Annotated in this window: 11 protein-coding genes; 4 read left to right on the top strand and 7 right to left on the bottom strand. The window is 66.2% G+C overall.

All coding sequences use genetic code 11. The features are described 5' to 3' along the window. Positions 1 to 131 precede the first annotated feature (131 nt). The 4 genes from DTA15_RS18705 to DTA15_RS18685 all read right to left on the bottom strand — a co-directional run bounded on the left by DTA15_RS18705 (position 132) and on the right by DTA15_RS18685 (position 5,397). Complete coding sequence (locus DTA15_RS18705; RefSeq protein ID WP_006490722.1) at positions 132 to 3,137, bottom strand: ribonucleoside-diphosphate reductase subunit alpha; 3,006 nt, start codon at positions 3,135 to 3,137, stop codon at positions 132 to 134. Positions 3,138 to 3,588: 451 nt separating this feature from the next. Further along, positions 3,589 to 4,179, bottom strand: a complete 591-nt coding sequence (ampD, locus tag DTA15_RS18695) for a 1,6-anhydro-N-acetylmuramyl-L-alanine amidase AmpD (protein WP_006490721.1) — start codon at positions 4,177 to 4,179, stop codon at positions 3,589 to 3,591. Next, complete coding sequence (locus DTA15_RS18690) at positions 4,176 to 4,490, bottom strand: PP0621 family protein (protein ID WP_006491491.1); 315 nt, start codon at positions 4,488 to 4,490, stop codon at positions 4,176 to 4,178. Before DTA15_RS18690 ends, ampD begins: the two co-directional genes overlap by 4 nt. 13 nt (positions 4,491 to 4,503) lie before the next feature. Further along, entirely contained in the window at positions 4,504 to 5,397 is an 894-nt protein-coding gene (locus DTA15_RS18685) for a cytochrome C assembly family protein (protein ID WP_006489256.1), read from the bottom strand. 89 nt (positions 5,398 to 5,486) lie between these two features. Here DTA15_RS18685 and ffh point away from each other — a divergent pair, with 89 nt between their 5' ends. Next, a complete protein-coding gene (gene ffh / locus DTA15_RS18680) occupies positions 5,487 to 6,854 on the top strand; it encodes a signal recognition particle protein (RefSeq protein WP_006476982.1) in 1,368 nt (455 codons plus the stop codon). A 94-nt stretch (positions 6,855 to 6,948) separates the two neighbouring features. Then, positions 6,949 to 7,500 carry a hypoxanthine-guanine phosphoribosyltransferase gene (locus DTA15_RS18675; protein WP_006489240.1) on the top strand — a complete coding sequence of 184 codons (552 nt, stop codon included), beginning with the start codon at positions 6,949 to 6,951 and terminating at the stop codon, positions 7,498 to 7,500. Between the two features lie 84 nt (positions 7,501 to 7,584). On the opposite strand, the gene DTA15_RS18670 is transcribed toward DTA15_RS18675, so the two are convergent. Then, positions 7,585 to 8,193 (bottom strand): MarC family protein, encoded by a 609-nt coding sequence (locus tag DTA15_RS18670; RefSeq protein WP_006489246.1) that lies wholly within the window; start codon positions 8,191 to 8,193, stop codon positions 7,585 to 7,587. Between the two features lie 21 nt (positions 8,194 to 8,214). Beyond that, positions 8,215 to 9,951: a proline--tRNA ligase gene (locus DTA15_RS18665; RefSeq protein WP_006489236.1), complete on the bottom strand. Its 1,737-nt coding sequence runs from the start codon at positions 9,949 to 9,951 to the stop codon at positions 8,215 to 8,217. A 228-nt stretch (positions 9,952 to 10,179) separates the two neighbouring features. Between DTA15_RS18665 and DTA15_RS18655 the strand changes: the two genes are divergently transcribed. Further along, the gene (locus DTA15_RS18655) at positions 10,180 to 10,824 is read left to right on the top strand and encodes an RNA pyrophosphohydrolase (RefSeq protein ID WP_006496762.1); all 645 of its coding nucleotides are present in this window, start codon (positions 10,180 to 10,182) and stop codon (positions 10,822 to 10,824) included. 63 nt (positions 10,825 to 10,887) lie between these two features. Next, positions 10,888 to 11,445, top strand: coding sequence for a CNP1-like family protein (locus tag DTA15_RS18650; RefSeq protein WP_006489238.1), 558 nt, complete (start codon positions 10,888 to 10,890; stop codon positions 11,443 to 11,445). A 95-nt stretch (positions 11,446 to 11,540) separates the two neighbouring features. On the opposite strand, the gene proB is transcribed toward DTA15_RS18650, so the two are convergent. Further along, complete coding sequence (proB, locus tag DTA15_RS18645; protein WP_006476997.1) at positions 11,541 to 12,659, bottom strand: glutamate 5-kinase; 1,119 nt, start codon at positions 12,657 to 12,659, stop codon at positions 11,541 to 11,543. Between the last annotated feature and the right edge of the window lie 9 nt (positions 12,660 to 12,668).

The following is a 12,668-nucleotide window of genomic DNA, read 5'->3' as shown; positions in this document are numbered from 1 at the left end:
CACTGCCTGCAACGCAGGTGTCGCGTTACAGATTCCTTATCATTTTTTTAGTTGAGAGCGGCGCACACTGCAACCTCGATCGGTCGTCGTGTGCGCCGCGCAGGCCTGCTTCTCAGGTCAGGCGCACTGCGTTACTGGCACGCTTCGCATTCGTCGAAGCCGGGATCGCCCGGACGCATCGTGCACACCGGACCGTCCGCTTCGACCGGCGCGAGTGCCGGCGCCGCGTTGATCGCGCCCGACGATGCATCGCCGCCTGCCGCACCGAAACCGCCCGCCGCGCCTTGCGCGCCGCCGCTGCCCGAGCCGCCGCTGCCTGCACCGCCCGTCGGCACTGCGTTCAGCGCGCCGTGTGCGACCGTCGACTTCTCGACGTGCGTCGCCGCCATCGTGCGGAGGTAGTAGGTCGTCTTCAGGCCGCGCAGCCATGCGAGCTTGTAGACCTCGTCGAGCTTCTTGCCCGACGCGCCGCCCATGTAGATGTTCAGCGACTGCGCCTGGTCGATCCACTTCTGGCGACGCGACGCCGCTTCGACCAGCCACGTCGGGTCGACCTCGAACGCGGTCGCGTAGATCGCGCGCAGGTCGGCCGGGATGCGGTCGATGCGCGACAGCATGCCGTCGAAGTACTTCAGGTCGGCGACCATCACCTCGTCCCACAGGCCGCGTTCCTTCAGGTCGCGGACAAGATACTCGTTCACCACCGTGAATTCGCCCGACAGGTTCGACTTCACGTACAGGTTCTGGAAGGTCGGCTCGATACAGGCCGACACGCCGATGATGTTCGAGATCGTCGCCGTCGGCGCGATCGCGACGCAGTTCGAGTTGCGCATGCCGTGCGCGGCGATCCGCGAACGCAGCGTCGTCCAGTCGAGCGATTCCGACGTGTCGACCTCGACGTAGCCGCCGCGCGCTTCCGTCAGCAGCTTCAGCGTGTCCTGCGGGAGGATGCCGCGATCCCACAGCGAACCGCGGTAGCTCGAGTAGCGGCCGCGCTCTTCGGCCAGCTCGGTCGACGCGTAGTACGCGTAGTAGCAGACGGCTTCCATCGAACGGTCCGCGAACTCGACCGCCGCTTCCGACGCGTACGGCGTGCGCAGCAGGTGCAGGCAGTCCTGGAAGCCCATGATGCCCATGCCGACCGGGCGGTGCTTCAGGTTCGAGTTACGCGCCTTCGGCACCGCGTAGTAGTTGATGTCGATCACGTTGTCGAGCATGCGCATCGCGACGCTGATCGTGCGCTTCAGCTTGTCGTGGTCGAGCGCGTAGCTGCCGTCGGCCTGCTTCACCAGGTGGGCGACGAGGTTCACCGAGCCGAGGTTGCACACCGCGATTTCGGTGTCGCTCGTGTTCAGCGTGATTTCCGTGCACAGGTTCGACGAGTGGACGACGCCGACGTGCTGTTGCGGCGAGCGCACGTTGCACGGATCCTTGAACGTGATCCACGGGTGGCCCGTCTCGAACAGCATGCCGAGCATCTTGCGCCAGAGCTGCTGCGCCGGGATCTTCTTGAACAGCTTGATCTCGCCGCGCGCGACCTTGTCTTCGTAAGCCGTGTAAGCCTTCTCGAAGTCGGCGCCGAACTTGTCGTGCAGGTCCGGGCAGGTCGACGGCGAGAACAGCGTCCAGTCGGCGCCTTCCATCACGCGCTTCATGAACAGGTCGGGGATCCAGTTCGCCGTGTTCATGTCGTGCGTACGGCGACGGTCGTCACCGGTGTTCTTGCGCAGCTCCAGGAACTCCTCGATGTCGAGGTGCCACGATTCCAGGTACGCGCAGACCGCGCCCTTGCGCTTGCCGCCCTGGTTCACCGCGACGGCCGTGTCGTTCACGACCTTCAGGAACGGGACCACGCCTTGCGACTTGCCGTTCGTGCCCTTGATATGCGAGCCGAGTGCGCGCACGCGCGTCCAGTCGTTGCCGAGGCCGCCCGCGAACTTCGACAGCAGCGCGTTCTCCTTCAGCGCTTCATAGATGCCGTCGAGATCGTCCGCGACCGTCGTCAGGTAGCACGACGACAGCTGCGAGCGGTGCGTGCCCGAGTTGAACAGCGTCGGCGTCGAGCTCATGAAGTCGAAGCTCGACAGCACGTTGTAGAACTCGATCGCGCGCGTTTCGCGGTCGATCTCGTTCAGCGACAGGCCCATCGCGACGCGCATGAAGAATGCCTGCGGCATTTCGATGCGGGTGCCGTCGACGTGCAGGAAGTAGCGGTCGTACAGCGTCTGCAGGCCGAGGTAGCCGAACTGCAGGTCGCGGTTCGCGTCGAGGGCTTCGCCGAGGCGCTTCAGGTCGAACTGCAGCAGCTTGTCGTCGAGCAGGCCGGCGTCGACGCCGCGCTTCAGGAACTGCGGGAAGTATTCGGCGTAGCGGGTCGACATCTCGGCCTGCACGACTTCCTCGCCGAGGATCTCGCGGCGGATCGTGTGCAGCAGGATGCGGGCCGTGACCTGGCTGTATGCCGGATCCTTTTCGATCATCGTGCGCGCCGCGAGGATCGCCGAGTCGTAGACCTGGCTCATCGGCACGCCGTCGTACAGGTTCTTCACCGTCTCCGCGACGATCGGGTCAGGGTTAACCGCAGCGCCGAGGCCGTCGCACGCCGACACGATCAGCGCGCGCAGCGCGTTCAGGTCGAGCGGGCGCGTGACGCCGTTGTCGACGACGTTGATGCCGGTGGTCGACTCGCCGCCCGCGGCCGCCGCTTCCTCGCCCGCATGCTGGCGCTCGAGGTGACGCTTCTCGCGATACAGCACGTACGCACGCGCGACGTTGTGCTCGCCGCCGCGCATCAGCGCGAGTTCGACCTGGTCCTGGATGTCTTCGATATGGAACGTACCGCCGTTCGGGCGGCTGCGCACGAGCGCGCGAACGACATTGTGCGTCAGTTGTTCGACCTGCTCGCGTACGCGCGCCGATGCCGCGCCCTGCCCGCCATTGACGGCCAGGAAAGCCTTGGTCACCGCGATCGCGATCTTCGAGGGTTCGAACGACACCACGCTGCCATTGCGGCGGATCACCTTGTAGTCGGCGAACGTGGCCTGCGGCGCGAGCGCCTTCGCGCCCTGTTCGGTCCCGCCGAGCGGACGGCTCGAGGCGCTCTCGTACTGGGACGTCGCGTTGTCGGTGGTTTGCATGTGCAAAGCTCCTGGTGTTGGATGGTGCGGAGAGAACCGCGGATTAAAACGAACGCTGCGCAATGCGGTGCGCGAGCGGTAAGAGGCGAGCGATGCGCCGGGGAAGCCGGTTCGGTCGATGCGCGACAACCAAACCGGTCGTGTGCTTCGTCATGTATACCCTGCCCCGTCGATGTTCGCTGCGCTGATCGCGACGCCCGGACCGCCCGGCCTGACGCGCCGCCCTGAGAACCCTGTCCGCCGGCGTGGCCGCCGGCTGGTGCCGCTCGGGTTTTCCCCTGCGACACACACTATATCTAGTACAGAACTGCTCAACTGGCACCAAGTATAGTGGACATTCGGAGGACGTCCAAACGGATAATTTGCGATAGAGGTCTTGACATCGCTCACGCGCAGACACGGCAAGGCATTGGTCGGAGAAAAAACTTTCTCCGCTCAAAAAACCCCGCGATCAGTGCTGACGGAAAGGAAAGTATTCGGCGGAAAAACCGGCATCGCTCGCGAAGCGTTGCCAATCGAAATGCGGGCCCGGGTCGGTCTTGCGGCCCGGTGCGACGTCCGAATGCCCGGCGAACGCGTCGACCGGGTAGCGCGCGGCGAGCGCGCGGGAGAGCGCGGCGAGCACCGCGTATTGCGCCTCGTCGAACGGCACGTCGTCCGCGCCCTCGAGCTCGATGCCGATCGAGAAGTCGTTGCAGCGCGTGCGGCCGAAGAACTCGGACGCGCCCGCGTGCCACGCGCGCTCGTCGCACGACACGAACTGCACGAGCTCGCCGCCGCGGCGGATCAGGAAATGGGCGGACACGCGCACGCCGCGCAGGTGGCTCTGGTAATAGGGGTGCGCATCGCAGTCGAGGCGATTCAGGAACAGCGCCTCGATCGCGTCGCCGCCGAATTCGCCGGGCGGCAGGCTGATGTTGTGGACGACCACGAGCGTCGGCACCGCACCCGCGGGCCGCATCTCGAAGTTCGGCGACGGCGCATGGCGCGCTTCGCGCACCCAGCCGTTCGCGTCGACCGACAACGCCGGCGCGTCGCTCATCGCGCGTCGCGGCCGTTCACGCGCGCGGCGTGGCGCTGCGCATGCTCGACGCTGCAGAAGTATTCGCCGCTCGCGGCCACGGCGTCGCCCTTCGGCGCATGCACGCCGCATTCGGCGCAGCGCACCATCGGTTCCGGCAGCGACCGCGCGTCGCCGCTCGGGCGCGCCGCGCCGGCGCCAGCACCGGGCGCACCGTCGTAACCGGCGCCGCGGCCGGCGCGCGCCTGCGCCTGTTCCTGCGCGTGGCGCAGCTTGCGCGCGAGCCACGAACCCGCGAAGAAGAGAAGGATCAGGAGAAGAATCTGTCGCATCGGAAACCTGCGGTCAAACCACGGAGCGGTGCAGCAGCACCTCGAAAACGAACCGGCTGCCGACATACGCGAGCAGCAGCGCGGCGAACGACACGAGCACCCAGCGCGCGGCGCCGCGGCCGCGCCAGCCCGACGTCTTGCGGGCAACCAGCAGGCCGCCGAACATCAGCCACGACAGGATCGCGAACACCGTCTTGTGGTCGAGCCGCAACATGCGCGCGTCGACCTGCTCGCTGAACAGGATGCCCGACGCGAGCGTCAACGTCAGCAGCACGAAGCCAGCGCCGATCAGGCGGAACAGCAGCTTCTCGAGCGTGAGCAGCGGCGGCAGCGTTTCGAGCCAGCTCGCGATCCAGCCCGTCGAGCCGTCGCGCCCACCGCTTCTCAGCGACTGCAGGCGGCGCTCGACCATCAGCATCAGGATCGCGTGCAGCGCGGCGATCGCGAACAGCCCGTAGGCGATGTTCGCGATCAGGAAATGCAGCTTGAACAGCGGCGCTGCGGCATAAGGAAGCACCCGCACGCCGCCGAACACGAGCGGCAGCAGCGACGCGCCGCACGCGAGCGGCAGCACCAGCAGGCGCAGACTGTCGAGCGGGAAGAAGAAGCTCTCGATCCAGTAGATGCCGGCGCCGAGCCAGAACATCGCCGACAGCGCGAACGCGAAGCCGAACACCATCGCGTCGTTCGGAAAGATCGTCATGTGGAGCAGCACGCCGTGCGCGACCAGCGCGGCGAACAGCAGCGCGCGGCCGGCCCCGCTCATCCCGGACGCGGCGGACGCCGGAACCGGCACGGCCGGCACGCTCGCGACGAGCGGCGTCGCGCCCTGGCGGTGCGAGCGCCAGCCTGCGACGGCGAGGCCGCCGTACAGGAATGCGGTGAGGGCATACAGTACAATATCCATGTTCGAAGTTTACACTAGGCCCCCTTCCCGCGACGGCTCCCTTTGTTCGGTTCCGCCGCGCCTTCGGGCCCCACTGTCCATCGCTCCCCATGCTCGACAATCTCACTCAACGGATGGCGCGCGTCGTCAAGACGCTGCGCGGCGAGGCCCGGCTCACCGAGGCGAACACGCAGGAGATGCTCCGCGAGGTGCGTCTCGCGCTGCTGGAAGCCGACGTGTCGCTGCCGGTCGTTCGCGAATTCATCGCCAAGGTCAAGGAAAAGGCGCTCGGCGAAGAAGTGATCAGCAGCCTGTCGCCGGGCCAGGCGCTCGTCGGCGTGGTCCAGAAGGAACTGACCGCCGTGATCGGCGGCGACTACGAAGGCAAGGCCGCCGAGCTGAACCTCGCGGTCACGCCGCCCGCCGTGATCCTGATGGCCGGCCTGCAGGGCGCGGGCAAGACCACGACCGTCGGCAAGCTCGCGAAGCTGCTGCGCGAGAAGTACAAGAAGAAGGTGCTGACCGTGTCGTGCGACGTGTATCGCCCGGCCGCGATCATGCAGCTGAAAACGGTGACCGAGCAGGTCGGCGCCGACTTCTTCCCGTCCACGCCGGACCAGAAGCCCGTCGACATCGCGCTCGCCGCCGTCGACTGGGCGAAGCGCCACTACCATGACGTGCTGCTCGTCGACACGGCCGGCCGCCTCGGCATCGACGAGGCGATGATGCAGGAAATCGCCGCGCTGCACGGCACGCTGAAGCCGGCCGAAACGCTGTTCGTCGTCGACGCGATGCTCGGCCAGGACGCGGTCAACACCGCGAAGGCGTTCAACGACACGCTGCCGCTCACCGGCGTCGTGCTGACCAAGCTCGACGGCGACTCGCGCGGCGGCGCCGCGCTGTCGGTGCGTCACGTCACGGGCAAGCCGATCAAGTTCGTCGGCGTCGCCGAGAAGCTCGACGGCCTCGAGGTGTTCCACCCCGACCGGATGGCGAACCGGATCCTCGGCATGGGCGACATCCTCGCGCTCGTCGAGGAGGCGCAGCGCGGCGTCGATGTCCAGGCCGCGCAGAAGCTCGCCGACAAGGTCAAGAAAGGCGGCGATTTCGACCTGAACGATTTCCGCGCGCAGATCTCGCAGATGAAGAACATGGGCGGCCTGTCGTCGCTGATGGATAAGCTTCCCGCGCAGTTCCAGCAGGCGGCGGCCGGCGCCGACATGGGCCAGGCCGAGAAGTCGATCCGCCGGATGGAAGGGATCATCAGCTCGATGACGCCCGCCGAGCGCGCGAAACCCGAGATCATCAAGGCGACGCGCAAGCGCCGCATTGCAGCCGGCGCGGGCGTGCCGGTGCAGGAAGTCAACCGGATGCTGAACCAGTACGACCAGATGCGTACGATGATGAAGAAGCTGAAGGGCGGCAACATGCAGAAGATGATGCGCGGCCTGAAGGGCATGATGCCCGGCATGCGCTGATTTCGTCCGTCGGCCGGCGCGCGGGTTTTTGCCGTAGCGCGCGCCTGCCGTTCTGCTTCATCCTTATTTGTATACCGACTGCCCGCCAGAACACATGAACCGCGAAGAAGCCCTCCACATTTTCGACCACTCCGAAGAGATCGTCTCGGCCGACGCCGTCAACGCGTCGATCTCGAAGATGGCCGACGCGATCCGCGCCGAGATCGGCGACGCGTTCCCGCTCGTTCTCTCGGTGATGGGCGGCGCCGCGGTGTTTACCGGGATGCTGCTGCCGCATCTCGATTTCCCGCTCGAATTCGACTACATCCACCTGACCCGCTACCGCAACACGACGCAGGGCAGCCCGGAGATGCACTGGCGCGTCGCGCCGCGCGAATCGGTGAAGGACCGCATCGTGCTCGTACTCGACGACATCCTCGACGAAGGCGAGACGATGGCCGCGATCCGCGACCGCATCCTCGACATGGGCGCGCAGCGTTTCATGTCGGCCGTGCTGTGCGAGAAGACGCTCGCGAAGGCGAAACCGCTGCACCCGGACTTCTGCGGCTTCTCGGTGCCGGACCGCTACGTGTTCGGCTGCGGGATGGACGCGAAGGGCTACTGGCGCAACCTGCCGACGATCCGCGCGCTGACCGCGAACGTCTGATCGCCGCCCTGCCCGCCATATAAACAGAAAGCGGCGCGCCGGTTTCCCGGCGCGCCGCTTTTTTTCGTCGACCGCCCGCCCGCGCTACGGCTGCAACTGGTGCACGAACGCGCGAATGCCCGCGAGCAGCATCTCGACCGAGATCGCGACGAGCACGAGGCCCATCAGCCGCTCGAACGCCGCGACGGTCCGTTCGCCGAGCCACGCCTGAATCCTTTCGGCCAGCACCAGCGTGATCGCGCAGACGATCATCGTGACCGTCAGCGCGCCGACCCACTCGAACATCTTGCCCGGCGCCTGCGACGTCAGCAGCATCACCGTCGCGAGCGCGGACGGCCCGGCCAGCGCCGGAATCGCGAGCGGCACGATGAACGGCTCGCCGCCCGCGCGCGGATCGCTGCCGAGCGCGCCGTCCGGATGCGGGAAAATCATCCGCAGCGCGATCAGGAACAGCACGATCCCGCCGCCGAGCCGCAGCGACAGGTCGGTGAGGCTCATCATCCGCAGGAAGCGGTCGCCGACCACCATGAAGAACAGCAGGATCATGAACGCGATCCCCACTTCACGCAGGATCAGCTTCACGCGCCGCTCGCGCGGCACATCCCGCATCGCCGAAATGAACAGCGGGATGTTGCCGAGCGGATCCGTGATCAGCACGAGGAGCACGGTGGCCGACAGGAACGTGTATTCCATCGTGTCCCCCGGTCGCCGCGCTTAGTGCGCGAGCGCGGCGCGGATCTTCTCGGCGACCGTCGCCGCGGCCGTGTCGGCCGGCAGCAGCGTCGCTTCGGCATCGCGGCGGCCCTGGTACTCGATCTTGCCTTCCTTCAGGCCGCGCTCGCCGATCACCAGACGATGCGGCACGCCGATCAGTTCCCAGTCGGCGAACATCACGCCCGGGCGCTCGCCGCGATCGTCGAGGATCACGTCGATGCCGGCCGCGACGAGTTCCGCGTACAGCTTGTCGGCCGTCTCGCGCACCAGGTCGCTGCGGTCATAGCCCATCGGGCACAGCACGACCTCGAACGGCGCGATCGACTCCGGCCAGATGATGCCGCGGTCGTCGAAGTTCTGTTCGATCGCCGCGCCGAGAATACGCGTGATGCCGACGCCGTAGCAGCCCATCAGCATCGGCTGCGGCTTGCCCGACTCGTCGAGGAACGTCGCGCCCATCGCTTCCGAGTACTTGGTGCCGAGCTGGAACACGTGGCCGACTTCGATGCCGCGGCAGATGTCGATCACGCCCTTGCCGTCCGGCGACGGATCGCCCTTCTTCACGTTGCGCACGTCGGCGACGTCCGGCTCCGGCAGGTCGCGGCCCCAGTTCACGCCGGCGATGTGATAGTCGACCTCGTTCGCACCGACGACGAAGTCGCTCATGTTCGCGACCGTGCGGTCGGCGATCACCTTCACCGGCTTCTTCGTGCCGACCGGGCCGAGATAGCCCGGCGGCGTGCCGAACCACTCGACGATTTCCTGCTCGGTCGCGAAGCGATGGTTCTTCAGGCCCGGCAGCTTCGACACCTTGATCTCGTTCAGGTCGTGGTCGCCGCGCAGCATCACGAGCCAGATGGTCGGCTCGGCGCCTTCGTTGTCGGTCGCGAGCACGATCGACTTGATCGTGCGCTCGAGCGGGATCGACAGCAGTTCGGCGACGGCCTCGCACTTCGCCTTGCCGGGCGTCGCGACCTTTTCCATCGCTTCGGCGGGCGCCGCGCGCTCGGCAATCAGCGGCAGCGCTTCGGCCGCCTCGACGTTCGCTGCGAACTCGGACGTCGGGCAGTACGCGATCGCGTCCTCGCCGGTGTCGGCGATCACGTGGAACTCGTGCGAGAAGTTGCCGCCGATCGAGCCGCTGTCGGCCGCGACCGCGCGAAACTCGAGGCCGAGGCGCGAGAAGATGCGCACGTACGCGTCGTACATCTTGCGGTACGACTCGTTCAGGCCGGCCGCATCCTTGTCGAACGAATACGCGTCCTTCATGATGAATTCGCGGCCGCGCATCACGCCGAAGCGCGGACGGATCTCGTCGCGGAACTTCGTCTGGATCTGGTAGAAGTTCACCGGCATCTGCCGGTAGCTCTTGATCTGGTTGCGCGCGATGTCGGTGACGACTTCCTCGTGCGTCGGCCCGATCACGAAATCGTTGTCCTTGCGGTCCTTGAAGCGCAGCAGCTCGGGGCCGTACTGCTCCCAGCGACCCGACTCCTGCCACAGCTCGGCCGGTTGCACGGCCGGCATCAGCAGCTCGATGGCGCCCGCCCGGTTCATTTCCTCGCGCACGATCGCCTCGACCTTGCGAATCGAACGCAGGCCGACCGGCAGGTAGTTGTAGATGCCGCCGGCGACGCGACGGATCATGCCGGCGCGGACCATCAGCTTGTGGCTGACGATCTCTGCGTCGGCGGGTGCCTCTTTCAGGGTGCCGATAAAGAAACGGGAAGCTTTCATGCGGACGGTTCCAAAAACGGCGCCCCCAGGCGGGGCGCCCGAAAAAGTTTCAAGGTGAAAAAGCTGCGCGCGGCGAACAACGAGGGACGACGATGGCGCAGACGACGTAGCAGACTAATCAGGGACAATTCAGCCGGCGTACCCCGCGCGGATTCGCTCCGTCACGGTGCGCAGCGCCCGTTATCTGTTTATAATCAAAGCAATTTTAAAGGATTCGAAGGTGGTTGTATGCTGGATCGTGAAGGCTTTCGCCCGAACGTCGGCATCATCCTCTTGAACGCGCGCAACGAGGTGTTTTGGGGCAAGCGGCTCCGCGAGCATTCCTGGCAGTTTCCTCAAGGTGGGATCAAGTACGGCGAGACCCCCATGCAGGCGATGTACCGGGAACTGCACGAGGAAACGGGCCTGCATCCGGAACACGTCAAGATAATCGGCCGCACTCGCGACTGGTTGCGTTACGAGGTGCCTGACAAGTTCATCAAACGCGAAGTACGCGGTCATTACCGCGGCCAGAAGCAGATCTGGTTCCTGCTGCGGATGGTTGGACGCGATTGCGACATTTGCTTGCGCGCGACCGACCACCCGGAGTTCGATGCGTGGCGCTGGAACGAGTACTGGGTGCCGCTCGATGCGGTGATCGAGTTCAAGCGGGATGTCTATCAGTTGGCGCTGACGGAACTGTCGCGCTTCCTGCGCCGCCCGGCGCAGCGAGCCGAGAAGCCGCGCGGGCCGCGTGTGTCGCGCTATCCGCGCGTCATCGGCGCACAGGCCCAGACGCTGACGATTGTCGACGCATCGGTAGTCTGTTCGGAGATCGAAGTGGAGGCGAGCACGCTCGACGAGATGCCGCCCCGCGTGATCGTCGGCAAATGACGAGTCGGACTGCATGACCGGGCGCGACCTTGTGTCGCGCCCTTTTTTTACGAGGAATGCATATTGAAAGCGATTGCTCTCGCGCTCGCATCGATCGCCGCGCTGGCCGCCCTGGCCGGCTGCGCGAACTCGAAAGCGCCGTCCAACAAGGATGACAGCGAGTTCGTGTACCTGCTCGACCGTCAGGGAAGCTGGAAGGAAAATACCGTCGACACGCTGCCGCCGCTGCCGCAAACGGGCGATCTGCTGCCGTTCAACGTGTCGCAGAACACGCCACTCAAGTTCTTCGTCGATGCGAAGTCGCTCGACGTCGGCACCGACGGCGTCGTGCGCTACGCAGTCGTCATCACGAGCCCGGCCGGTGCCCGCAACGTGAACTACGAAGGCATCCGCTGCGACACCTACGAATGGCGCCAGTACGCGGGCCTGAACGCCGACCACAACGGCTGGGATCGCACGGTCGAGAACGACTGGCGGCGCATCGAGAACGGCGAGCTGAACGCCTACCACTCCGCGCTCTACCAGGACTACTTCTGCGCGAACAAGATGCCGCAGGGCTCGACCCGGCAGATCCTCGAAAACATCCGGTTCCACCGCACCGCGATGACGCAGTTGCGCTGACGGTACGCGATGCGGGCCGCCCGCATCGTCCCGCCGCACGAAAAAGCCCGCATTGCGCGGGCTTTTTCATTTGAACGACGGCACCCGGCCGGCGATCACACCAGCACGAGGTTGTCGCGATGAATCAGTTCGGGCTCCAGCATGTAGCCGAGCACGGTCTCGATCTCGCCGCTCGGCTTGCGGTGAATCAGCTTCGTTTCCGCACTGCTGTAGTTCGTGAGCCCGCGCGCCACCTCGCGCCCGTCCGGGCCGACACATGCGATGACTTCGCCGCGCGCGAATGCGCCCTGCACGTCGATCACGCCGATCGGCAGCAGGCTCTTGCCGCCGGCCGTCAGCTTCTCGACCGCGCCCGCGTCGATCACGACGTGGCCGCGGACCTGCAGATGGTCGGCCATCCATTGCTTGCGTGCCGCCATCCGCGCGGTCCGTGCGATCAGTTGCGTGCCGATCGCCTCGCCGGCCGCCAGACGCACGAGCACGTCGGCCTCCCGGCCGCTCGCGATCACGGTATTCGCGCCGCTGTGCGCCGCACGCTTCGCCGCGAGGATCTTCGTCAGCATCCCGCCGCGACCGAGACTCGAACCCGCGCCGCCTGCCATCGCCTCGAGCTCGGGGGCGCCCGCATTGGCCTCGCCGACGAGCGTCGCATTCGGGTCCTTGCGCGGATCGGCCGTAAACAGCCCCGACTGGTCGGTGAGGATGATCAGCGCATCGCCTTCGATCAGGTTCGCGACGAGCGCGCCGAGCGTGTCGTTGTCGCCGAACTTGATTTCGTCGGTGACCACCGTGTCGTTTTCGTTGATGATCGGCACGACGCCGAGCCGCAGCAGCGTGAGCAGCGTCGAACGCGCATTCAGGTAGCGCTCGCGGTCCGCCAGATCGGCATGCGTGAGCAGGATCTGCGCAGTGCGGATGCCGTGCTCGGTGAAGCGGCTTTCGTAGACTTGCGCGAGCCCCATCTGGCCGACCGCGGCGGCGGCCTGCAACTCGTCGATTTCCCGCGGCCGCTTGCTCCAGCCGAGCCGCTGCATACCTTCGGCAATCGCGCCCGAACTGACGAGCACGACTTCCTTGCCCTGCGCACGCAGCGCAGCGATCTGGGCCGCCCAGCGGCCGATTGCAGCATGATCGAGCCCCTTGCCGTCGTTGGTCACGAGGCTGGAGCCCACCTTCACCACCAATCGCTTCGAATCCGCGATGATCGAACGCATCCTGCACTG

Source organism: Burkholderia cenocepacia, from assembly GCF_900446215.1.
GTDB classification, from domain to species: Bacteria; Pseudomonadota; Gammaproteobacteria; order Burkholderiales; family Burkholderiaceae; genus Burkholderia; species Burkholderia cenocepacia.
This window is presented reverse-complemented; position numbering and strand designations above follow the sequence as displayed.